The organism is Qipengyuania marincola (assembly GCF_029688625.1).
Taxonomy (GTDB): domain Bacteria; phylum Pseudomonadota; class Alphaproteobacteria; order Sphingomonadales; family Sphingomonadaceae; genus Qipengyuania.
Map to the genome: position 1 here is coordinate 598,236 of NZ_JARULC010000002.1, position 22,979 is coordinate 621,214.

Consider the following 22,979-nt stretch of genomic DNA (forward strand, 5'->3'; position numbering starts at 1 on the left):
GTGAGTGCCCCGAGTTCACCAAAGGTCGCAATCGTCATGGGCAGCCAATCGGACTGGGACACCATGACCTGCGCCGCGGAGGTTCTCGAGGAGCTCGGTGTCGAGGCCGAAGTGCGGATCGTTTCGGCCCACCGGACGCCCGATCGCATGTATGATTTCGCGAAGGGCGCGGCGGATGCGGGGCTGGAGGTGATCATCGCCGGTGCTGGCGGTGCGGCGCATCTTCCCGGCATGATCGCGGCGCTGACGCATGTCCCGGTGCTCGGCGTCCCCGTCCAGTCGAAGGCGCTTTCGGGTCAGGACAGCCTGCTCTCGATCGTGCAGATGCCCGCCGGGGTTCCGGTCGGCACGCTGGCGATCGGCAAGGCGGGCGCGACCAATGCCGGTCTCCTGGCGGCCGCGATCCTCGCCAACCACGATGCCGCCCTGGCGCAACGCCTGCAGGACTGGCGCAAGGCACGCAGCGAGGCCGTGACCGAGCGGCCGGTCGACTGATGCTCAGGCGCGGGGGCACGATCGGAATTCTGGGCGGCGGCCAGCTTGGCCGGATGATGGCGATGAGCGCCGTCCAGCTCGGCTACCGCTGCATCGGCTATGCCCCCGAAGGCGACAATGTCGCAGCCGGCGTGTGCGAGGATTTTTTCACCAACCGCTGGGACGACACTGCCGCTCTCGCCGCATTCGCAGCAAAATGCGACGTCGTGACGTGGGAATTCGAGAACGTTCCCGTCACAACGGCCCAGGCGATCCCGGCGGACCGCATTTTCCCGCATCCGCGCGCACTCGAAACCGCGCAGGACCGGCTGAACGAGAAGCGCTTCGCCGAAGGGCTCGGCGGCAAGCCCGCGGCCTATGCAAAGGTCGATGCGGCCAGCGATCTCGTCGGCGCGGTGGACCGGCTGGGTGCGCCCGGCATCCTCAAGACCCGGCGTGATGGCTATGACGGCAAGGGCCAGTGGCGCATCGGGTCGGGTCGCGATGCCGATGCCCTGAGATTGCCCGATGATCCGCTGATCTACGAAGGCTTCGTCGAATTCGATGCGGAATTCTCCGTCATCCTCGTGCGCGGACAGGATGGCGAAATCCGCTTCTGGGACAGCCCGCGCAACATGCACGAGGACGGGATCCTTGCTGCCTCGCTGCTGCCTGCAGGCAAGGCGGTGGAGGGGCAGGTGCAGGAAGCCCGCCGGCTGGCAGGCGAAGTCGCCGATGCGCTCAAATATGTCGGTGTACTCACCTGCGAATTCTTCGCGACGCATGAAGGGCCGATCTTCAACGAGATGGCGCCGCGGGTGCACAATTCGGGGCATTGGACCATCGAAGGCGCGGCGACCAGCCAGTTCGAGAATCATATCCGAGCGGTCGCCGGCCTGCCGCTGGGCGATACCGCGACCACGGCGGCGGGCGTGGAGATGCGCAATATCCTCGGCGAAGAAATCGAGGGGGCACACGCCTTCCTCGCCGATGCCGACACCCATCTGCACGACTATGGGAAGCGCGAGGTGCGCGATGGGCGCAAGATGGGCCACTTCACCCGCCTGACCCGCGCATGAGCCTGTTTTGCATCTATGCCCGCGCCGCCAATGGCGCGATCGGGAAGAACGGCCGCCTGCCCTGGCACCTGCCCGCCGATCTGAAGCGCTTCAAGGCGCTGACCATGGGCAAGCCGATGGTGATGGGCCGCAAGACCTTCGAGAGCCTGCCCGGTCTCTTGCCTCGCCGCCGACATATCGTGCTGACCCGGCGCGAGCGATGGGACTCGACCGGGGCGGAGGTCGTCCGCTCGGTCGAGGAGGCGCTGGCCGTCGCTCGGCGCGAAGATGAAGCCGCGGATATCGCGGTGATCGGTGGGGCCGCGATCTTCGATGTCTTCCTGCCGCATGCGAACCGGGTCGAACTGACCGAAATCCATCGGGACTTCGACGGTGACGTCTTCATGCCGCCGCTCGGCCCCGAATGGCAGATTGCGGGGCGTGACGATTTCGAAGCCGAGAGCGATACGCCGGCCTATTCCTTCCTGACCTACGAGCGAGTAGGCGAGGAGGAGGGCGGATGAGGTTCCTCGACCACCGCGAGCAATTGCCGGAGAGCCTGCGCGGGGCGATCATCGCGCTCGGCAATTTCGATGGCTTTCATCTCGGCCACCAGGCGGTGGCGCGGCAGGCGATCGACTGGGCGCGCGCCGAGGGGCGCCCCAGCATTATCGCAACCTTCGATCCGCATCCCGTGCGCCACTTTCGGCCCGACGCGCCGCCGTTCCGCCTGACGACGCTGGAACAGCGACAGGAACTCTATCTCGCCGCCGGGGCCACCGCGATGCTGGTTTTCCATTTCGACGGCGAACTGGCGGGGACAACGGCGGAGGATTTCGTCCAGAAATTGCTTGGTGAGCACCTCGGCGTGGCGGGCGTGGTCACCGGCGAAGACTTCACCTTCGGCAAGGCGCGCGGCGGCAATTTCGACAAACTGGTCAGCCTCGGCAAGGAAGTCGGCATCGAGGCGCGCGCCGCCACGCCGGTGATGGACGAGGGCAAGCCCGTTTCCTCCAGCCGCGTGCGCGAGGCGCTACGCGAAGGCGATCCGCAGGAGGCCGCGCGCCTGCTCACCCGCCCCTTCGCGATTCGCGGCATCGTCCAGCATGGCGACAAGCGCGGGCGCGAGATCGGCTATCCCACGGCGAACCTGTCGATCGAGCAGTATTTGCGCCCGAAATACGGCATCTACGCTGTCACGGGTCGTATCCTCTCGACCGGGCAGGAGCTGAAAGGCGCAGCCAATATCGGCGTGCGGCCGCAATTCGACCCGCCCAAGGAATTGCTCGAGCCTTACTTCTTCGACTTTTCCGGCGATCTCTACGGGCAGGAAATCGAGGTGGCCTTCCACCACTTCCTGCGCGGCGAGGCGAAGTTCGACAGCCTTGATGCGCTGACCGCGCAGATGGAGAAAGATTGCGATGAGGCGCGCCGTCTTCTAAGCGCGCGCGGCAATGACTGAACCCAAAGCCTCCGAACGCGACTATCGAGACACGGTCTTTCTGCCCAAGACCGATTTTCCCATGAAGGCCGGCCTCCCGCAGAAGGAGCCGGGCATCCAGTCGCGCTGGGAGGACGAGCAGCTCTACACGCAGTTGCGCGAGGCCCGCATCGGCCGGAGCAAGTTCATCTTCCACGATGGCCCGCCCTACGCCAACGGCGACATGCATATCGGCCATGCGCTGAATCACGTGCTGAAGGACATGGTCTGCCGCACGCAGAACCTGCTCGGCAAGGATGCGCCCTATGTGCCCGGCTGGGACTGCCACGGCCTGCCGATCGAATGGAAGGTCGAAGAGCAGTATCGCAAGAAGAAGCTCGACAAGAAAGCGGTCCCCCCGGCTGAATTCCGCGCCGAATGCCGCGCCTATGCGCAGCACTGGGTCGACGTGCAGCGCGAGCAATTGAAGCGCCTCGGCGTGATGGCGGACTGGGACAATCCCTACCTCACCATGCAGTTCGACAGCGAGGCGACCATCGTGGCCGAGCTGATGAAATTCGCCGAAGCGGGCAATCTCTATCGCGGCTCGAAGCCGGTGATGTGGAGCCCGGTCGAAGAAACCGCGCTGGCCGAGGCGGAGGTGGAATACGAGGACATCGTCTCGACCCAGATCGACGTGGCGTTCGAGATCACGGAAACGGCCAACGAAGATTTGTCCAGTTGGCTCACTGTAGCAGAAGACATTGGCTCGAAGGTCAAAGCAATCATATGGACCACCACCCCGTGGACCATACCCGTAAACCAAGCGCTCGCTTACGGGCCTAATATCCAATACGTTCTTGTCCACGCGGGCGGTGACTATTTTCTCGTCGCTCAGGACCGGTTGAATGACACGTTAGCGCGGGTGAAAAAGAGCCCTTGGCTCGCGGAAAACGGGGAGAGCGGCTGGAACATTGCTTGGGTTGGCAAAGGCTCCGACCTCGCCGGAACCGTCGCGCGCCACCCGATGCACAAACTCGGCGGCTTCTACGCCAAGCCGCGCCCCTTCCTGCCGGGCGAATTCGTCACCACCGACAGCGGAACGGGCCTCGTCCACATGTCGCCCGACCATGGCGAGGACGACTTCCTGCTGTGCCGTGAATACGGGCTGGAGCCGCAATTCGCGGTCATGGCCGACGGGCGCTATCGCGACGACTGGCCGTGGCTGGGCGGAGACGACGATCGCCGCCGCGCGGTGATCAACAAGACGTTCAATGCGCCCGACGGCCCGATCTGCTCCGACCTTCGCGAAGCCGGCGCGCTGCTTTCGGCGAGCGACGACTACCAGCACTCCTACCCGCACAGCTGGCGCTCCAAGGCCAAGGTCATCTATCGCTGCACGCCGCAATGGTTCGTGCCGATGGATAAGGATTTAGGACTTATCTCTCAATCCGTTCGCCCTGAGCCTGTCGAAGGGCCGCACTCCACTTCTGGTGCCGCATTTGAAGAAGAGGGCAGGGCTTCGACAAGTTCAGCCCGAACGGGTGAGGGCGACACGCTCAGAAACCGTGCCCTCGAGGCCATCGCCGACACGCGCTTCGTGCCGGAGAAAGGCCGCAACCGCATCGGCTCCATGGTCGAAGGCCGCCCGGACTGGGTGCTCTCCCGCCAGCGCGCCTGGGGTGTGCCGATCACGCTGTTCGTGAAAAACGGCACCGGCGAGTATCTGCAGGACCCGGCCGTCAACGCGCGCGTCGTCGAGGCGGTGCGCGAACAGGGCGTCGATGCCTGGGACGAAAGCCGCAAGGCCGAATTCCTCGGGGCCGACCACAATCCCGACGATTACGAGATGGTCACCGACATTCTCGACGTCTGGTTCGATTCGGGCTGCACCCATGCCTTCGTGCTCGAAAGCGGGCGCTGGCCGGAAATGCAGTGGCCGGCGGACCTTTATCTGGAGGGCAGCGACCAGCATCGCGGCTGGTTCCAGTCCTCCCTGCTCGAAAGTTGCGCCACCCGCGGCCGCGCGCCCTACAACCAGATCCTGACCCACGGCTTCACCATGGATGCCAAGGGCAAGAAGATGTCGAAGAGCCTCGGCAATACCATCGATCCGCTCAAGGTCATGGAGCAATACGGCGCGGACATCATCCGCCTGTGGGCGCTCTCGGTCGACTATACCGAAGATCACCGCATCGGCGACGAGATCCTGAAAGGCGTCGCCGACCAGTATCGCAAGCTGCGCAACACCTTCCGATATTTGCTGGGCGCGCTCGACGGCTTCGTCGGCGACATGGGCGATGCGGGCGAGGTGCCGGAACTGGAGCTGTATGTGCTCGCCCTGCTGGCCGATCTCGACGGGAAGCTGCGCAAGGCGGTCGATGAGTACGACTTCAATGCCTACACGCGCCTGCTGGTCGATTTCTGCAACGAGGACCTGTCGGCCTTCTTCTTCGATATCCGCAAGGACGTGCTCTATTGCGACGGGCCGGACAGCACCAAGCGCAACGCCTATCGCACCGTGCTCGACCTGCTGTTCCACGCGCTGGTCCGCTATGCCGCGCCGGTGCTGGTGTTCACGGCGGAAGAGGTCTGGAGCACGCGCTATCCAGATGGCGGCAGCGTCCATCTGCTCGAATGGCCGCAGGTGCCCGGCGTCACTGCCGATGGCGCCAAGTGGGCCAAGCTGCGCGACTTGCGTGAAGACGTGATGGAAGCGATCGAGCCGCTGCGGCGCGAGAAAGTGATCCGCTCCGGCCTCGAAGCCGATGTGACCGTGCCCGCAGATGCGGTGCCCGAAGGCTTCAGCGATGCCGACCTCGCCGAACTGTTCATCACCGCGTCAGTCACGCGGGGGCAGGGCGACACGGTGACCGTAAGCCGGACCAACGAGAACAAGTGCGGGCGCTGCTGGCGCCTGCTGCCCAGCGTGGCCGAGGATGGCGCGCTGTGCGATCGCTGCGAGGAAGTCGTGGCCGAGCAGGACGCAGCCGCATGAATCCGGTGATGAAAAACCGCCTGATCGGCTGCGTGATAGCGCTGGCGATCTTCGCTGCCGATCAATGGTCGAAGAATTTCGTTACCAGGACGCTCGGCATCGACGAGATCGGCGACGCGATGGAGATCGTGCCGTTCTTCGACCTGCGCTTCACGCGCAATTTCGGCGTCTCGCTTGGCATGTTCGAGGCGACCTCGCCCGAAATGCGGTGGGGTTTGGTGCTGGTCACGGCGCTAATCGCGCTCGTGGTCACGGTCTGGATGCTGCGCGAGAAGTTGCTTGGCGACATTATCGCGCTGTCCTTCATCCTCGGCGGTGCGCTGGGTAATATCAAGGACCGCTACGAACTCGGCTATGTGGTTGATTTTGCTGATCTGCACTTCGGCGATTTCCGCCCCTTCCTCATTTTCAACGTCGCCGATGCAGCTATCACCATCGGCGTCCTCATCGTTCTTGCGCGCGCCTTCTTCATGCGCGACAATGACGACCAAGAGGTCGACGACCTCATGAACACCAAGGCGGCCGATGCCGCGGAGAGCAAGTGATGACCAAATTCGCCCGTATCGCCCTTATTGCCGGGCTCGGCGCCATGACCGCGGGCTGCGGCAGCGGCGGCCTGCTCAATCGCGACCGGCCCGATGAGTTCGCCGTGCAGCGTCAGGCGCCGCTGGTGGTCCCGCCCGATTTCAATCTTACGCCGCCCGCTCCCGGTGCACCGCGCCCGGCCGAAGGCACGACGGCGGAGCAGGCTCTCGACGCACTGTTCGGTGGCCCGGCCCCGCGTTCCAGCGTGGAAACCAGCGTGCTCGACCGCGCCGGTGCAGCTGCGCCCGGCATCCGCTCCAGCGTCGGCGATCCCGCCACCGCAACCGTCGCCAAGGGTTCGGTCACCCGCGACATCATCGCCGCTCCCGAAGGCGACGGCGCGACCGCGGTCGCGGTAATACCTTCCTGATTTAGCCTCAGGCGCCGGCGGCCGCATCCGCGGCCTTAGGCTATCCTCGCTCACGCGACCTGAAGGTCGCATCGCTGCGGGCGCGCAGTCGCGCTTGCCTCGCTGCGCTCGGTGCTCTGGGAGAGAAGGGCTCGCGCAAAATCCGGGCCGGCGGAGGCCCGGCAAGGGCGACCGCCCGCCCGCAGGTGCCTGACCGAGCGAAGCGAGGGAGGATCAGCGCCGAGGACGCGCCGACGGATGTCGGTGCGAAAAACAAGAACCAGAATGCGCAGCGAAACCTACGTACTCCGCTCCGCTTTATCCTGCGCATTCGTCCCCTTGATCATGTCGCGCATCGCGGACCATTCTTCGTCGCCGAGGCCATGCAGCGCGCCCCAGAAGGTGCCGCCAGTCGCCTGGTAGCCCGCGCCGTCGATGGCGATGGTCTGACCGTTCACCCATTCCGCGCCCGGACCCATCAAGAAGGTCGCGAGATTGGCGAGTTCGTGCATCTCGCCGTGGCGGCCCATCGGGTTCATTTCGTCGTTGGAATTCCCGCCACGTCCGCCGGGCGAGAGGCGCGCGCTCATGCCCTTGGTCGGGAAGAGGCCGGGCGCGATCGCGTTGAAGCGCAGGCCGTAGCGGCCCCACTCGACCGCGAGGCTCTGCGTCATCGCATTGATCCCCGCTTTGCTCATGGCGGAGGGCACCACGAAAGCGCTGCCGTTCCAGACCCAGGTGGTAAGGATCGAGAGGAAGCTCGCCTTGCGCTTCTCCGCAATCAGCCGCTTGCCGACCTCCAGCGTGACATAGAATGTGCCACGAAATACGATATCGCTGATCGCATTGAAGCCGTTCACCGACAGGTCTTCGGTGCGGCTGACGAAATTGCCCGCCGCATTGTTGACCACGCCGGTCAGCGGCCCACGCTCCCAGATCGCATCGACCATGGCCTTGATCGCGTCCGCATCGCGGATGTCGCAGGCATGGCCGACCACCGTGCCGCCATGCGCGTCCATCAGCGCTTGGGCGGTTTCGTCAAGCTTTCCCTGGCGTCGCCCGCAGATATGCACTTCGGCGCCCAGCTTGAGGAAAGCCTCCGTCATTTCGCGCCCCAGTCCGGTGCCGCCACCCGTCACCAGGATGCGCTGGCCCTCCATCAGGCCATCGCGAAACATCAGCTTCGAAATATCCATCGCTTTTCCTCCTCCAATCAAGCCTTGTTCAATTGGGGCCTATCGTAAGCAGACCGCGAAACCCAATTGAATCGCCGTGCTGTATTGCCTAGCTAGCACGGCATGGACGATGACGCCCTCACGCCGCTCGACCCGGCCTATGCCTCGATGCTGCGCCTGCAATTTGCGATCGTCTCGCTGGCGCTGGTGGCGGGGGCGACTGTCGCAGAACTGGCCATTCCTGGCTGGACAGGCGTCGTCTGGGTGCCTGCGATCCTGTTATCGCTCTGGCTCCTCATTCGCCTACCCATGCGGCGCTATGCGGCACGCGGCTATATGCTGGCGGAGGAGCGCCTGCGCGTGGTCCGCGGAATCCTGTTCCGCTCCGACACGGTCGTTCCCTTCGGCCGCGTCCAGCACATCGACGTAAATCAGGGCCCGTTCGAACGTCTCTTCCACCTCGCTACGCTGACAGTGCATACGGCGGGCTCGCACAATGCATCGGTTTCACTGCCGGGACTGAACCAGGCGGACGCAAACGCAATGCGAGAAGAGATTCGCGCAGCGATCCGGCGCGATACGCAATGACGGCACTGGCGGTCGCCAAGCCGCAACGCACCCACCCGAAAACCTTCGCGGTGAAGGCGGCGACGATGCTCACCCAGCTGGTCGTGCCGATCGGTGTCGGCGCCGTGACCATTCTTGATGATGGCGACCTGTCCGACTTGCTCATGTTCTTCCTCCCATTGATCGTGGTTGTGGTGGGGCTGAACTTCCTGCTCGCCTATCTTCAATGGACGCGGCTCACCTACGAAGTGCGCGACAGCGACATCCGGGTCGAGAGCGGCCTGTTGTCCCGTGCGGCCCGTTCCGTGCCATACGAGCGGATCCAGGATGTCAGCCTCGAACAGAAGCTACTCCCGCGCCTGTTCGGTCTGGTCGAGGTTAAATTCGAAACCGGAGCTGGCGGGGGCGACGATCTCAAGCTCGCTTATCTCGCACAGGGCGAGGGCGACCGGTTGCGGGACCTGGTCAGAGCACGCCGTGACGGGCGGGAGCCGGCCGTCGAACGCGCAGCGAAAGAAACCTCGCGAGGCGATGTCCTGTTCGCCATGGGGCCACAGCGCGTCATCACCTTCGGTCTCTTCGAATTTTCGCTCGCCGTCGTCGCGGTACTGGGCGGCCTTGCGCAGCAATTCGATTTTCTCCTGCCCTTCGATCTGTGGGATATCGACGGCTGGCAGGAACGCCTCGCCGGGCCGGGGCAGTATCTCGCAGGTCTCGGGCCACTGGCGCAAATCGTCGGCATCGCAGTCGCGCTCCTGATCCTCGCCGTTGTCGGCATTGCCACCGGCATCATTCGCACTGCGCTGCGCGAGTGGGATTTCAGGCTTGAGCGGACCGACAAGGGTCTGCGTCGCCGCCGGGGACTGCTGACCCGCACCGATGTCGTCATGCCGATCCATCGGGTGCAGGCGCTCAAGGTAACGACCGGCATTATCCGCCGCCTGTTCGGCTGGCATGCGCTGAGCGTGGTCAGCCTCGCCAGCGACAGCAGCTCCGCCAATCATCAGGCCGCGCCTTTCGCGCAACTGGGGGAGATTGCCCCGATCACGGCGACCACGGGCTTTTCGCTCCCTTCAAGCGACATCGGATGGACACGCCGGAGCGCCAAGGCCAGCGTGGATGGCGCCCTGATCGACCTCGCAGTCATGAGCGCGATAGCACTGCCCGTCTGGTACTTCTCGCCTTTTTGGTGGAGTGCGCTGGTGCCCCTCGCGATCGGCGTGTTCGGCGCGGCCCGGGAATACTACCTCTATCGCTTCGACCGGCACGCGCTGGCCGAGCGCTTCCTCTATGTCCGACACGGCTGGCTGGCCCCGAAACTCACGATCGGATCGCGCGTCCGCCTGCAATCGGTCGAATTGCGTCAGGGACCGATTGCGCGGCGGCGCGGCTATGCCGATCTGCATCTCGGCCTGGCGGGCGGCAGTTTCGCGGTCGAAGGCATGCCGCTCGAACACGCGCGTGCATGGCGCACGGCCATTCTCGACAGCATCGCGACGACCGATTTTTCCGAATTGCTCGAGCCTGAGAGTTCAAGCCTGCAGGTCTGACCACTCCGGATTCCGGCGGAAAGCCGCTTCCACATAGGAGCAGTCGGGCGCGATCTTGAAATCCTGCTCGCGCGCATCCGCGATCAGCGCATCGACCAGTTTTCCGGCGATACCCTTGCCGCGCATCTCGGGCGGCACGAATGTGTGGTTCGCATGGCGCACGCTTCCGCGCGCGACCCATGTCAACTCCGCCTGTCGCTCCACGCCGGGCAGGTCGACCACATAGGCCCCCCGATCCTCGCTGCCGCGACGCTCCACCGTCACATCACTGCTCTCGCTCATGCACAAATTCCTTTCTGTCCAAGCAATGCATGCGCGGTTATGCGCGTTCCGATGCAGTTCCTTTCCGACAATGCCGCCAGCGTCCATCCTGCCGTGTGGGAAGCGATGCGCGCTGCCGACGATGCCGATGCACCTTATGATGGCGATAGGCTGAGCGCGGCGCTGGACGAGAAGCTGTCGGACCTGTTCGGCCGCGAATGTACCGGCCTCTGGGTGGCAACCGGCACGGCCGCGAATTGCCTGGCGCTTGCGACCATGGTGCAGCCGCATGGCGGCGTGGTCTGTCACAAGGAAGCGCATATCGAAATGGACGAAGCCGGGGCGCCGGGGTTCTACCTGCACGGCGCAAAACTGCTTCTGGCCGAAGGTGAGGGCGCCAAGCTGACGCCGGACGCCATCCGCGCGGTCATCGACCCGATCCGTGACGATGTGCATCAGGTCCAGCCGCACGCGATCTCCATAACGCAGGCGAGCGAATACGGCCGCAGCTATCGGCCGGGCGAAATCGCCGCTATTGCCTCGCTGGCCAAGGAACGCGGTCTCGCGCTGCACATGGATGGCGCGCGGTTCGGGAATGCCGCTGCCTTTCTCGATTGCGGTGCTGCCGAGGCCGCCGGACCGGTCGATGCGCTCAGCTTCGGTTTCGTGAAAAATGGCGCGATGAGCGCCGAAGCGATCGTGTTCTTCGATCCGCAAGCCGCCGATATCGCGCGCTATCGCCGCAAACGGGCGGGCCATCTCCAATCGAAGGGGCGGTTTCTCGCGGCGCAGGTCCACGCCATGCTTGCCGAAGACCTGTGGCTCGCCAACGCCCGCGCCGCCAACACCGCCGCAGCCGAGATCGCCCGGGCCTGCGGCGAGCGCCTGATGCATCCGGTCGAGGCGAATGAGCTGTTCGTTCGCTGCACGCCGGAAGAGCGCGAAACGCTACGCGAACAAGGGTTCGGCTTCTACGACTGGGGCAGCGATGCGGCACGCTTCGTGACCGCGTGGAATACGCGCGAAGAAGATGCTCGCGCACTCGCCAGGGCAATTGCCGACCTATGAGTTCCGGCGAAAGCCTCTTCACGCCGCGTAACTTCGGCGCGTTCCTGCTCGTCAGCGTGATCTGGGGCGGGACGTGGCTCGTCATCCGCGACCAGATTTCGTCGGTCCCGCCGGCCTGGTCGATCACCTATCGCTTCATCGTGGCGGCGCTTGGCATGTTCGCGCTTGCCGTGTTTCGCGGCGAGAGCCTGCGCATCGCGCCCGGCGGCTGGCGCTGGGTGTTTGCGCTCGCCCTGTTCCAGTTCTCGCTGAATTTCGGCTTCGTCTACAATGCGGAGCGGTTCATTACCTCGGGGCTGGTCGCGGTAATGTTCGCCTTGCTCGTGGTGCCGAATGCGGTGCTGGGGCGCATTTTCCTCGGCCAGCCGATCAGCCGCGAGTTCGTGCTGGGCTCTGCCATCGCGGCCATCGGCGTCGCCATGCTATTTGCGCAGGAATATCGCGCCTCGCCCGCGACTCTGGCCCAAGTCCTGACCGGCGCAGTTCTGACGATTGGCGGTATTCTCGCGGCCAGCGTGGCCAATATCGTCCAGGCGACGGAAGGTGCCAAGCGGCAGCCGCTGCTGACACTGCTGGCATGGGCAATGCTGGTCGGCGTGGCGATCAATGCCAGCTTCGCGCTACTGGTTTCCGGACCGCCCGTGTTCGACCAGCGCCCGGCCTATACACTCGGCATACTGTATCTGGGCCTTGCAGGTTCGGTCGTGACCTTCCCGCTCTATTACGGCCTGGTACGCAAGGTCGGCGCGGGGAAGGCAGCCTATAGCTCCGTGATCGTGCCGGTCGTGGCAATGATCCTGTCGACGCTGTTCGAGGGGTTCATCTGGGGCCCGCTCCCGGCTGCGGGAGCCGCGATCACGCTGGTCGGCATGGTCGTGGCCATGCGGGGCCGCGCCGCGCCGCCGCCACGGCGTGCTACTCCTGAGCCTTGATCGCAGCGAGACCTTCTCGGAAGGTCGGATAGGCAGGCTTCCAGCCCAGTACCCGCTTTGCCTTGCCGTTCGCGACCCTGCGATTTTCCGCATAAAATCCGCGCGCCATTGGCGAGAGGTCGGCCTCGTCCATCGTCTGGAGCGGCGGCGGTGGCACGTCCAGCAGGCGGCAGGCTTCCTCGATCACCGCATTCTGGCTCGTTGGGAGATCGTCGGCCAGGTTATACGGACCCGGCGGAGCATCGCTCTCGAGGCAAGCCATGACCCCGCCGACGATATCGTCGACATGCACACGACTGAAGACCTGCCCCGGCAGGTCTATGCGATGCGCCTTACCCCCGCGGATCCGGTCGAAGGCACTGCGCCCGGGTCCGTAGATGCCCGGCAGGCGAAGAACGCGCGCGCCGTGGTCCAGCCAGCGCGAATCGCACTCGCTTCGCGCGGTCCGTCGGCCGCCGCCGGTGGGTACCGCCTCGTCGACCCAGGCCCCCTGCCAGTCGCCATAGACGCCGGTCGAGGAGAGATAGCCGAGCCATTTGCCGGCCAGCGCCCCCGCATAGCGATCGAGCACCGGGTCGCTGCCGTCCGCTGGCGGGACCGAGCTCAACACATAGCTCGAACGCGACAGGGCCGCTTCGACCGCAGCATTATCGTCGAATGCGACGCTTCCGTCGCTGCCTGTCGCCTCGATCGCCCAGCCTGCCGCGCGCAGCGCTTGCGCAATCCGCTTGGCCGTGTAGCCGAGACCGAAAATGAACATTCGGGTCATCGGGGCGTTCTAGCTCACGATCCGCGAAAGCACAGGAAATTCCCATGGATATCGCCCGCACGCCTGCCACACCCGACGGCAATCACGAGATGGCCGATGCCGCGCCTTCGCCTCAGGAGCCGGCCACTATCCGACGCGAGGATTACCAGCCTTTCGCATGGCTGGTCCCCGAGACGCGGCTCGATTTCGATCTCGGTCTGGAAAGCACGCGCGTCCGCGCAACGCTCACAGTCGCTCCAAACGACAAAGTCGCGCCTTCGCCCACTATCCGGCTGAATGGCGACGGACTGCAGCCTGCCAGCGTCAAGGTCGACGGCGAGCCGACGCAGAGCTACGTGATGGACGGCGACGACCTGATCCTGACCCTACCCGCTGGCGCGCACGAGATCGCGATCGAGACCGAGATCCAGCCCGCATCCAATTCGCAGCTGATGGGGCTTTACGCCTCGAACGACATGTTGTGCACGCAGTGCGAAGCCGAGGGGTTTCGCAGAATCACCTTCTTCCCGGACCGGCCCGACGTCCTGTCGACCTATACCGTGCGCATGCGCGGTCCGAAGGCGCAACTTCCGGTGCTGCTATGCAACGGGAACCGCGTCGATACAGGCGAGGAGGGCGAGATGCACTGGGCCGAATGGCACGATCCCTGGCCCAAGCCGTCCTATCTCTTCGCGCTCGTCGCGGGCGATCTTGTGGCGCGCACCAACCATTTCACGACGATGAGCGGACGCAAGGTGGAACTCAACGTCTATGTGCGCGAGGGCGACCTGCCGCGCACCGAGCATGCGATGGAAAGCCTCAAGCGTTCAATGAAATGGGATGAAGAGACATTTGGGCGCGAATACGATCTCGACCTGTTCAACATCGTGGCCGTCAGCGATTTCAACATGGGCGCGATGGAGAACAAGGGCCTCAACGTCTTCAACACGAAATACGTGCTTGCCGACCCCGAAACCGCGACCGACGGCGATTTCGACGGCATCGAGGGCGTGATCGGGCACGAATACTTCCACAACTGGTCAGGCAATCGCATCACCTGTCGCGACTGGTTCCAGCTCAGCCTCAAGGAAGGCTTTACGGTCCTGCGCGATCAGCTGTTCAGCGCCGACATGGGCAGCGAACCGGTCAAGCGGATCGAGGACGTCCGTATTTTGCGCAGCGTCCAGTTTCCAGAAGATTCCGGTCCGCTGGCGCATCCGATCCGGCCGGATTCCTATCGCGAGATCAACAACTTCTACACGGCGACGGTCTACAACAAGGGTGCCGAAGTCATACGCATGATGCGCACCATGGCGGGCACCGAACGTTTCCGTGAAGGGACCGATCTCTATTTCGAACGCCATGATGGCGAGGCCGCGACCTGCGAAGATTTCGTGACATCGATCGAGGATGGCGCAGGGCTCGACCTGAAGCAGTTCCGCCTGTGGTATTCGCAGGCCGGCACGCCCCAGGTAACGGCGCGCCTGACGCATGAAGGGCAGACCGCTCGGCTCGAACTCTCGCAGAGCGTGCCCCCCACGCCGGGCCAATCCGACAAGAAACCGATGCCGATCCCGCTCAAGATCGCTCTGTTCGATCGCAGCAGCGGCTCCCATCGTGGAGAAGAGCTCGTGGTGCTCGACGAGGCACGGCGCGAACTGACGTTCGAGGGCTTCGATGCGCCGCCGGTCCTGTCGATAAACCGCACATTTTCCGCGCCGGTCACGATCGACCGCGACATTCCGCGCGACGATCTCGTCTTTCTGGCGGCACGCGACGATGATCCTTTCGCCCGCTACGAGGCGATGCAGGAACTGATGGCCGGCTATCTGGTGGCCGCGGCAGGTGGTGGCCTCGCCGAAGACCAGCGCGAAGCGGCAGTCGGAGATATCGCCGGGGCTATGCGCGCCGTGCTGACGGATGGCGCGCTGGACGATCTGATGCGTGGCGAATTGATGATGCTTCCGAGCCAGACCTATCTTGCAGAACAGATGCTGGTCGCCGATCCAGGCCGCATACACGAGGAGCGCGAGGCGTTGAAGGCGCAGCTCGGGAGACGTCTGCGCGAGGAATTGCATCGGCTCTACGACCGGGCCGAACAATTGCCATATTCACTCGATCTGGCTGCGCGCGGTGCGCGCAAGGTAAAGACGCAAGTGCTGGTTCTGGCCGCGGCGAGCGATCCGGAAAAAGCGGTCGAGCTTGCGGCCCACCAGTACGACCGGGCCGATAACATGACCGACAGGCAGGGCGCGCTGATGGTGCTTGCCGGTACGCAGAGCCCCGAACGCACCACCCGCCTGCTCGATTTCTATAATCGCCATCGAGACAATGCACTTGTGGTCGACAAATGGTTCGCGCTTCAGGCATCTTCCCTTCATCCCCAGGTGATAGAGCACGTGAAGTCGCTGGCCGATCACGCCGAATTCACGCTGAAGAACCCCAATCGCGTGCGGTCGCTCTACATGGCATTTGCAGGCAATCCCCACGCTTTTCACGATGCGAGCGGGGAAGGGTATCGCCTGATTGCCGACCTCATTCTCGAGCTCGATCCGATCAATCCGCAGACCGCGGCGCGCTTCGTACCCCCGCTCGGTCGCTGGCGGCGGATCGAATCGGGCCGTTCCGCCCTTATGCGCGAACAGCTGGAACGGATCGCCGCCGCGCCGAAGCTGTCCCGCGACACCTACGAACAGGTCACTCGCTCGCTTGGCTGAAGTCGTGACATCGTCCGCCCTGGATGGCGTGCCACACGCGTTTTCGACGCGCGAGGAACTCGACCTTGCTGGTATCTTGCCCGACGGCGTTCTCGTCCGCGTGCGCCAGGTGCATTCTGCGCATGTAGTCTTCGCACAGGATGCGATGGCGACTGCGCCTGAAGCCGATGCGATCGTGACCGATCGGCCGGGCCTTCTGCTCGGCATCGTCACCGCCGATTGCGCGCCGGTACTGCTGTATGACAGCGAAGCGGCCGTAGTTGGCGCAGCGCATGCTGGATGGCGCGGCACAGTGAGCGGTGTGCTCGAGAATACGGTAGAGGCGATGCAGCGGGTTGGCGCCAAGCCGGAACGGATGGTGGCGGTTATCGGACCGACGATCGCACAGGCCAGCTACGAGGTCGACCAAGCCTTTCGCAACCGCTTCACTGCCAAGGAACAGGCGCGCTTCTTCGAATGTGGGCGCCCGCAACACTGGCAGTTCGATCTTCCGGCTTATGCCGCCCACCGTCTGGGCGAGGCCGGTGTCGGGACGATCGAGGATTGTGGCGAGGATACCTACACCCAGCCAGCGCGCTTCCATTCCTTTCGCCGGGCGACCCATCGCGGTGAAGAAACCAATGGGCGGCAATTGAGCGTGATTGGCCTGCGCTGATGATTGCATGGCACAGCACAGCGCTTGCCAAAATCGCGGTTGGCAAGGGCGCGCGGAGCCGCTAGAGGCCCAGCCAAACCGGCTTGCCCGGGGCTTTCACGCACGCATCCTTCTTCGATCTGCGTTTGGGCTCGCCAGGCGAACGGTATCAGGTGAGATTGGCAGGGGCGGCCCGATCGGCGGCCCTTGCGTCGAAAAGCAGGCAAGGCACAGCGCTGATGGCAGATACGGCTGCAACCGCAAATCCAGAAACGACCGAAGATACGGGCGATGGCGTGCGCCGTCGCGACTTCCTCGACATCGCCGCGGTCAGCGCGGCCGGCGTCGGCGGTCTGGCAGTGCTGTATCCGCTAATCAGCCAGATGGCGCCGTCGAAGGACGTGCTCGCAGCCAGCACGACCGAAGTCGACGTGTCGGCAATCCAGCCGGGTCAGGCGATCAAGGCGGTGTTCCGCAAGCAGCCGCTGTTCGTGCGTCGCCTGACGCCGGAAGAAATCGCTGCGGCCAATGCCACGCCTGCCAGCTCCTTGCGCGATCCGGAAACTCTCGCCGACCGCACGCAGGAAGGTCATCAGGACATGCTGGTGACCATGGGCGTGTGCACCCATCTCGGTTGCGTGCCGCTGGGCGCCGCCGAGGGCGAGGTGAAGGGCGAATTCGGCGGCTATTTCTGCCCCTGCCACGGGTCGCACTACGACACCGCCGGGCGTATCCGCAAAGGTCCGGCGCCCACCAATCTCGAAGTGCCGGAATACACTTTCACCTCCGACACCACCATCCAGGTCGGCTGAGCCAAGAGACGAGAGATACGAGTATGAGCTTTCCCTGGGCCAAGGAATATACCCCCTCCAACGGGGTGACGAAGTTCCTCGACGAGAAGCTGCCGCTGCCGCGCCTCGTCTACAATGCGGTTGGCGCCGGCTATCCCGTGCCGCGAAACCTCAGCTATTTCTGGAATTTCGGCGTCCTTGCCGGCTTCTTCCTCGTGCTGCAGATCGTCACTGGCATCATCCTCGCGATGCATTATGCCGCCAACGCGCAGGTCGCCTTCGCGACGACCGAGCACATCATGCGTAACGTCAACTGGGGCTGGCTGATGCGCTATGCCCACGCGAACGGGGCCAGCTTCTTCTTCATCGTCGTCTACCTGCACATCTTCCGCGGCTTCTATTACAGCTCGTACAAGGCCCCGCGCGAGATGATCTGGCTGCTCGGCGTCACGATTTTCCTGCTGATGATGGCGACCGCCTTCATGGGCTATGTCCTGCCCTGGGGCCAGATGAGCTTCTGGGGAGCCAAAGTCATCACCGGCCTGTTCGGCGCGATCCCGCTGGTCGGCGAGCCGATCCAGATCTGGCTGCTGGGCGGTTATGCGCCCGACAATGCCGCGCTGAACCGTTTCTTCAGCCTGCACTTCCTGCTGCCGTTCGTAATCGCGGGCTGTGTGATCCTGCACATCTGGGCACTGCACATCCCGGGCTCGTCGAACCCGACCGGCGTCGAGATCAAGAGCGAGAGCGACACGCTGCCCTTCCACCCGTATTACACGGTGAAGGACGGCTTCGGCCTCGGCGTGGCGCTGCTGGTGTTCTTCAGCCTCGTCTTCTTCCTGCCGAACGCTCTGGGCCACCCGGACAACTATATCGAGGCCAACCCGCTTTCGACCCCCGCGCATATCGTACCCGAATGGTATTTCTGGCCGTTCTACGCGATCCTGCGCGCCTTTACCGGCGATCTCACCATTCCGTTCACCGGCGTGGTTCTGATCGAGGCCAAGCTGCTCGGCGTGCTCGCTATGTTCGGCTCCATCCTGCTGTGGTTCATCCTGCCCTGGCTCGACAAGTCGCCGGTGCGCAGCGGCCACTATCGTCCGCTGTTCCGCAAGTTCTTCTGGTTCGGCCTGATCCCCGCGATGATCGTGCTGTTCATCTGCGGCGGCGCTCCGGCGGAAGAGCCCTATGTCATGCTCAGCCAGCTGGCGACGGCTTACTATTTCCTGCACTTCCTCGTCATCCTGCCGATCGTCGGGCAGATCGAGAAGCCGGAGCCGCTACCCTATTCGATTACCGAAGCCGTGCTCGGCTCGGACAAGAAGGCCGTGCTCGGCGAAAATGCTTCGCCGGCCGTCTAAGCGAGTACGAGAAAGATAATGACAAAGCTTCTCAGCATCCGTGTTGTCGCCATCCTGATCGGTATCGGTCTGGCGGTCACCGTCCTGTTCTGGTCGCTGGTTCCCGGGGTGATCGCATTCGTGACCGAGGGTCAGGCGGAGCATCTGCCGTACGAAGAACCGCGCGACTTCGACTTCTCGTTCGATGGTCCCTTTGGCAAATGGGATGTCCAGCAGCTTCAGCGCGGTCTGAAAGTCTATGATGAGGTCTGCTCGGCATGTCACAGCCTGAAATATGTGGCATTCCGCAACCTGTCGGAGCTTGGCTATGACGAGAGCCAGGTGAAAGCCTATGCCGCCGCTAAGCAGGTGCCCGGCATCGACCCGAACACTGGCGAGGCAACGACGCGGCCGGGTCTTCCGACCGATTATTTCCCCTCGCCCTATCCGAACAATGTCGCTGCGGCCGCTGCCAACAACAATGCGATCCCGCCCGATCTTTCGCTGATCACCAAGGCGCGCGGTGATGGGACAAATTACGTGGCTTCGCTTCTTTCGGGCTACCAGGAGCCGAGCGCCGAACTGTTGGCAGAGCATCCCGAAGCAGCTCCGGGACCGGGTCTTTATCACAACCCCTATTTCCCCAATCTCAACCTCGCGATGGCGCCGCCGATCACGATGGACGGGCAGGTGACCTATGACGACGGCACCGAAGCGACGATCGAGCAGATGTCGATCGACGTGGCAGCCTTCCTGACCTGGACGGCCGAGCCGACTCTCATCCAGCGCAAGCAGACCGGCTGGCCGGTCCTGATCTTCCTCCTGTTCGCCACCGTCCTCGCCTATCTGTCGAAAAACCAGATCTGGGCGGCGGTGAAGCCGAAGAAGAACAAGAAGTCGGACTGATCTTCGCCCAAACCACCATTCGAAGCGCCCCTCCATCCCTCGGGATGCGAGGGGCTTTTTCGTTCGGACTATCGAACGCATGACGCCTGACGAACTCAAGGCGCTGGTTCGCACGATCCCTGATTTTCCAAAAAGCGGCATCCAGTTTCGCGACATCACCACCCTTATCGGGCATGGCGCCGGATTTTCAGCCAGCGTGGACTGGCTCGCGAGCCAGGTGGCTGGAAACAGCGCCATCGCCGGGATGGAGGCGCGCGGCTTCATTTTCGGCGCCGCAGTGGCGGCTCGCCTCGGCCTGCCGTTTCTCCCCATCCGCAAGCCGGGCAAGTTACCCTGCGATGTTATCGGGGTCGATTATGAGCTCGAATACGGAATGGACCGGCTGGAGCTCGATCCTGGCGCCATATCGCCGGGCCAGACCGTCGCGATCGTCGACGACCTGCTCGCCACCGGCGGGACTGCGCGCGCCGCGACAGCCCTGTTGCGCAAGGCCGGTGCCGAAGTAGATACAGCCGCCTTCGTCATCGATCTTCCCGACCTTGGCGGCAGCCGTTCGCTCACCGACGAAGCGGTTTCCGTCCGCGCGTTGATGGCCTTTGAGGGAGAGTAGCAAGGGGCCGGCCTGGATATTTTACGCCGCTCGGGCATTCAAGGGTGACACAAAAGCGCGGCACAGGCACGACTAAGGCCGCGGAATTGCGAGGGGCATGGAACAAACACTTGTCATAGCGATGGTCGGCATCCTCGGTATCGGGGCGCAATGGCTTGCCTGGCGGACCGGATGGCCCGCCATCGTGCTCATGCTTGCCGCAGGCTTCATGGCGGGGCCGGTTCTCGGCGTTTTCGATCCCGAGCATGCTTTCGGCAGCCTGCTGGAACCGATGGTGGCAGTAGGGGTCGCACTGATCCTGTTCGAAGGCGGCCTGAGCCTCGATTTTCGCGAATTACGCCACACCGGTCGCGCGGTCATTCGCCTGGCGACAGTCGGCGTAGCCCTTGGCTGGCTGTTTGGTGCGCTCGCTGGCATCTATATTGCCGGCCTTGCCCCGGAAGTCGCGATTCTGTTCGGCGGCATTCTGGTCGTAACCGGGCCCACCGTGGTCATCCCGCTCCTCCGGCAGAGTTCGGTCAAGTCGCGTCCCGCCTCGATCCTCAAATGGGAAGCGATCGTCAACGACCCCACGGGCGCGCTGTGCGCGGTTGTCGCCTATGAGTATTTCCGCAAAGTCGCGGAAAGCCCGAATGCGACCCTGTTCGAAGTGGTGCCACCGCTCATCATTGCGGCCGTGATCGCCGGCCTGATCGGCTATGTCGCGGCGCTGGCGATTGCGTGGTCCTTCCCGCGCGGTGCCGTGCCGGAATATCTGAAGGTCCCGGTACTGCTCACGACCGTCATCTGCGTCTTCGTGATCTCCAATCTCATCGAGCACGAGGCAGGCCTTGTCGCGGTGACAGTGATGGGCGTGGCGCTCGCCAACATGAACGTCTCCAGTTTGAGGAGCATTCATCCGTTCAAGGAGAACGTGGCTGTTCTCCTGGTGTCGGGGATATTCATCCTGCTGTCCGCTTCGCTCGAGCCGGCCGATATCAGATACATGAACTGGCAAATTGGCCTCTTCCTGCTCGCGTTGCTGTTCCTCGTGCGGCCGGCGACCATCCTCCTCAGCCTGCTGGGCACCAGCATTCCGTGGAACGAGCGGCTCTTCCTCGCCTGGATTGCGCCACGCGGTATCGTGTTGGTTGCCATCTCTGGCCTGTTTGCCCTGCGCCTGTCGGAGCTTGGATTCAGCGACGGAAACCTGCTGATCGGCCTCAGCTTCGCGGTCGTCGTGGTCACGATCGTGGCCCACGGTTTCACGATCGACCTTGTCGCCCGCTGGCTGAAGGTAAAAGGCGCGACACGCCCAGGCATATTGATCGTCGGCAGTACACCATGGACGATTGCGCTGGCCGAACAGATGCGCGATCTGAAAGCCCCGGTGCTGATCGTCGATGCCAGCTGGCAACGTCTCGGCCTCGCGCGGCAGAAGGGCGTGCCATTCTATCACGGCGAAATCCTCAATGAGGCAACCGAGCACAATCTTGAACTAGCGCCCTACCAGAACCTTGTCGCGGCAACCGAAAACGAGGCGTATAATGCGCTCGTTTGCAATGAATTTGCCCATGAGATCGGCCGTGACAAGGTATTCCAGCTCGGCGAATCCGCGGATGGCGACGACAAGCACGCGCTGCCCATCGGGTTGCGGGGTCGCGCCCTGTTCGAATCCGGCTTCGGCGTGGAAGACGTCAACCAGCGCCGTGCCCAAGGCTGGGTATTCCGCAAGACGAAGCTGTCCGACGAGTTTGATTTCGAGGCCGCACGCGAGCGACTGCCGGACGCAGCCAATATGCTGCTGCTGATGCGTGAAGACGGCACGATCCGCTTTTTCACTCACGCCGCGAGGCCCGAGCCGCGTGCAGGCGACACGATCATCAGCTTTTCCCCGCCGCAGGACCGCAGCCCTGAAGATGCGGCTGCCAAGCGGGCAAACAAGAAGAAAAAGCCGCGCGAAGACGGCAAGGAGGCTCCGGCATGAGGACTGTAATGGCCATCAAGCAATGGTTCGGCTTGGGGCTTGGCGTGGCGATGCTCGCCGCATGCGGCGACCGGGAGCCCGATCCGGCGCCCCAGCCGACGCCTAGCGATGAACCCCGTTCCATTTTTGTCGACGGATCAGGCACGGAGCCAACCGAGACCGAGGCGGCTCTGGGACCACTTGAGACGACGATCGGCTTCCCTGACAATTCCGGACTTTCGGAAGCGGCACGGGCCGAGCTGGCCACCGTTGTCGAATCCCCGCAAGTTGCTCAGGGCGGCGCGATTATCCTGCGCGGTCACTCCGACTCGGGGGGCGGCGATGAAGCCAATCTGCGCGCATCGCAGGGACGGGCCGAAATTGTCCGCAACTTCATGGTCGAAAACGGTATTGATGAAGAGCGAATCGAGATCATCGCCTTCGGCGAACAAAACCCCGTGGCACCCAATGCGCTGCCCGACGGATCGCCCAATGAGGAGGGCCGTCGCCAAAACCGCAGGGTCGAGATCCTCGTGGAATCCTCGGGCGAGGGTGCCGAAAGCGATACCGCCAGCGGCGAACCCACCATCGCAGAAACAATCGCAGACGAGGTCGAGGCGCAGCGCGGCGAACAGGCTGAGCAGTCGCAATAACGAGGTCTCGGCAGAAGCTCCGTATTGACGAATGGCGCGCTGCGGTGGCAAGGGCCTGCTGCTTGGCGCGACCGACCACGGGCGCGCAGATGCGGGTATAGCATAGTGGTAATGCTCCAGCCTTCCAAGCTGGCTAGAGGGGTTCGATTCCCCTTACCCGCTCCACCCTTTCCGATCGCGATATGAGAAAAAGGCCGG

At 63.7% G+C, this 22,979-nt stretch carries 22 protein-coding genes and 1 tRNA gene; 20 read left to right on the forward strand and 3 right to left on the reverse strand.

Going from position 1 to position 22,979, the window contains the following annotated elements; all coding sequences use genetic code 11:
• Genes purE through P8Q88_RS08240 form a run of 7 tightly spaced genes read left to right on the forward strand, consistent with a single transcriptional unit; the run spans position 1 to position 6,905 of the window.
• Positions 1-495 (forward strand): 5-(carboxyamino)imidazole ribonucleotide mutase, encoded by a 495-nt coding sequence (purE, locus tag P8Q88_RS08210; protein WP_278323361.1) that lies wholly within the window; start codon positions 1-3, stop codon positions 493-495.
• Positions 495-1,553: a 5-(carboxyamino)imidazole ribonucleotide synthase gene (locus P8Q88_RS08215; RefSeq protein WP_278323362.1), complete on the forward strand. Its 1,059-nt coding sequence runs from the start codon at positions 495-497 to the stop codon at positions 1,551-1,553. Before purE ends, P8Q88_RS08215 begins: the two co-directional genes overlap by 1 nt.
• Positions 1,550-2,056 carry a dihydrofolate reductase gene (locus P8Q88_RS08220; RefSeq protein ID WP_278323363.1) on the forward strand — a complete coding sequence of 169 codons (507 nt, stop codon included), beginning with the start codon at positions 1,550-1,552 and terminating at the stop codon, positions 2,054-2,056. Before P8Q88_RS08215 ends, P8Q88_RS08220 begins: the two co-directional genes overlap by 4 nt.
• On the forward strand, positions 2,053-2,994 hold the full coding sequence (locus P8Q88_RS08225; protein ID WP_278323364.1) for a bifunctional riboflavin kinase/FAD synthetase: 942 nt from the start codon (positions 2,053-2,055) through the stop codon (positions 2,992-2,994). The genes P8Q88_RS08220 and P8Q88_RS08225 overlap by 4 nt, the downstream gene beginning before the upstream one ends.
• Complete coding sequence (gene ileS / locus P8Q88_RS08230; RefSeq protein ID WP_278323365.1) at positions 2,987-5,950, forward strand: isoleucine--tRNA ligase; 2,964 nt, start codon at positions 2,987-2,989, stop codon at positions 5,948-5,950. The genes P8Q88_RS08225 and ileS overlap by 8 nt, the downstream gene beginning before the upstream one ends.
• An 8-nt stretch (positions 5,951-5,958) precedes the next feature.
• Positions 5,959-6,495: a signal peptidase II gene (gene lspA / locus P8Q88_RS08235; RefSeq protein ID WP_278323366.1), complete on the forward strand. Its 537-nt coding sequence runs from the start codon at positions 5,959-5,961 to the stop codon at positions 6,493-6,495.
• Complete coding sequence (locus P8Q88_RS08240) at positions 6,495-6,905, forward strand: DUF3035 domain-containing protein (protein ID WP_278323367.1); 411 nt, start codon at positions 6,495-6,497, stop codon at positions 6,903-6,905. Before lspA ends, P8Q88_RS08240 begins: the two co-directional genes overlap by 1 nt.
• A gap of 278 nt (positions 6,906-7,183) precedes the next feature.
• Here the strand turns inward: P8Q88_RS08240 and P8Q88_RS08245 are convergent, their stop codons facing one another.
• Complete coding sequence (locus tag P8Q88_RS08245) at positions 7,184-8,080, reverse strand: SDR family oxidoreductase (RefSeq protein ID WP_278323368.1); 897 nt, start codon at positions 8,078-8,080, stop codon at positions 7,184-7,186.
• A gap of 102 nt (positions 8,081-8,182) precedes the next feature.
• On the opposite strand from P8Q88_RS08245, the gene P8Q88_RS08250 reads away from it, so the two are divergent.
• Positions 8,183-8,647: a PH domain-containing protein gene (locus P8Q88_RS08250; RefSeq protein ID WP_278323369.1), complete on the forward strand. Its 465-nt coding sequence runs from the start codon at positions 8,183-8,185 to the stop codon at positions 8,645-8,647.
• Positions 8,644-10,176, forward strand: coding sequence for a PH domain-containing protein (locus tag P8Q88_RS08255; RefSeq protein ID WP_278323370.1), 1,533 nt, complete (start codon positions 8,644-8,646; stop codon positions 10,174-10,176). The genes P8Q88_RS08250 and P8Q88_RS08255 overlap by 4 nt, the downstream gene beginning before the upstream one ends.
• Here the strand turns inward: P8Q88_RS08255 and P8Q88_RS08260 are convergent.
• On the reverse strand, positions 10,159-10,458 hold the full coding sequence (locus P8Q88_RS08260; RefSeq protein WP_278323372.1) for a GNAT family N-acetyltransferase: 300 nt from the start codon (positions 10,456-10,458) through the stop codon (positions 10,159-10,161). The two genes, P8Q88_RS08255 and P8Q88_RS08260, sit on opposite strands and share 18 nt — an antisense overlap.
• Before the next feature lie 51 nt (positions 10,459-10,509).
• Here P8Q88_RS08260 and P8Q88_RS08265 point away from each other — a divergent pair, with 51 nt between their 5' ends.
• Positions 10,510-11,505 (forward strand): threonine aldolase family protein, encoded by a 996-nt coding sequence (locus P8Q88_RS08265; RefSeq protein WP_278323373.1) that lies wholly within the window; start codon positions 10,510-10,512, stop codon positions 11,503-11,505.
• Positions 11,502-12,437 carry a DMT family transporter gene (locus tag P8Q88_RS08270; protein ID WP_278323374.1) on the forward strand — a complete coding sequence of 312 codons (936 nt, stop codon included), beginning with the start codon at positions 11,502-11,504 and terminating at the stop codon, positions 12,435-12,437. Before P8Q88_RS08265 ends, P8Q88_RS08270 begins: the two co-directional genes overlap by 4 nt.
• On the opposite strand, the gene P8Q88_RS08275 is transcribed toward P8Q88_RS08270, so the two are convergent.
• On the reverse strand, positions 12,421-13,206 hold the full coding sequence (locus P8Q88_RS08275; RefSeq protein WP_278323376.1) for a Rossmann-fold NAD(P)-binding domain-containing protein: 786 nt from the start codon (positions 13,204-13,206) through the stop codon (positions 12,421-12,423). The two genes, P8Q88_RS08270 and P8Q88_RS08275, sit on opposite strands and share 17 nt — an antisense overlap.
• Before the next feature lie 44 nt (positions 13,207-13,250).
• Between P8Q88_RS08275 and pepN the strand changes: the two genes are divergently transcribed.
• The 9 genes from pepN (at position 13,251) to P8Q88_RS08320 (ending at position 22,946) form a co-directional block, all read left to right on the forward strand.
• Positions 13,251-15,902: an aminopeptidase N gene (pepN, locus tag P8Q88_RS08280; RefSeq protein WP_278323377.1), complete on the forward strand. Its 2,652-nt coding sequence runs from the start codon at positions 13,251-13,253 to the stop codon at positions 15,900-15,902.
• Positions 15,903-15,906: 4 nt separating this feature from the next.
• Positions 15,907-16,557, forward strand: coding sequence for a peptidoglycan editing factor PgeF (gene pgeF / locus P8Q88_RS08285; RefSeq protein WP_278323378.1), 651 nt, complete (start codon positions 15,907-15,909; stop codon positions 16,555-16,557).
• A gap of 218 nt (positions 16,558-16,775) precedes the next feature.
• Positions 16,776-17,348 carry a ubiquinol-cytochrome c reductase iron-sulfur subunit gene (petA, locus tag P8Q88_RS08290; protein ID WP_278323379.1) on the forward strand — a complete coding sequence of 191 codons (573 nt, stop codon included), beginning with the start codon at positions 16,776-16,778 and terminating at the stop codon, positions 17,346-17,348.
• Positions 17,349-17,371: 23 nt separating this feature from the next.
• Positions 17,372-18,688: a cytochrome b gene (locus P8Q88_RS08295; protein WP_278323380.1), complete on the forward strand. Its 1,317-nt coding sequence runs from the start codon at positions 17,372-17,374 to the stop codon at positions 18,686-18,688.
• Positions 18,689-18,706: 18 nt separating this feature from the next.
• Positions 18,707-19,573: a cytochrome c1 gene (locus P8Q88_RS08300; protein WP_278323381.1), complete on the forward strand. Its 867-nt coding sequence runs from the start codon at positions 18,707-18,709 to the stop codon at positions 19,571-19,573.
• 79 nt (positions 19,574-19,652) lie between these two features.
• Positions 19,653-20,183: an adenine phosphoribosyltransferase gene (locus P8Q88_RS08305; protein ID WP_278323382.1), complete on the forward strand. Its 531-nt coding sequence runs from the start codon at positions 19,653-19,655 to the stop codon at positions 20,181-20,183.
• A gap of 97 nt (positions 20,184-20,280) precedes the next feature.
• Positions 20,281-22,149 (forward strand): cation:proton antiporter, encoded by a 1,869-nt coding sequence (locus P8Q88_RS08310; RefSeq protein ID WP_278323383.1) that lies wholly within the window; start codon positions 20,281-20,283, stop codon positions 22,147-22,149.
• Positions 22,146-22,781 carry an OmpA family protein gene (locus P8Q88_RS08315; RefSeq protein WP_278323384.1) on the forward strand — a complete coding sequence of 212 codons (636 nt, stop codon included), beginning with the start codon at positions 22,146-22,148 and terminating at the stop codon, positions 22,779-22,781. Before P8Q88_RS08310 ends, P8Q88_RS08315 begins: the two co-directional genes overlap by 4 nt.
• 91 nt (positions 22,782-22,872) lie before the next feature.
• Positions 22,873-22,946: transfer RNA gene (locus P8Q88_RS08320), tRNA-Gly, on the forward strand.
• Positions 22,947-22,979 lie beyond the last annotated feature (33 nt).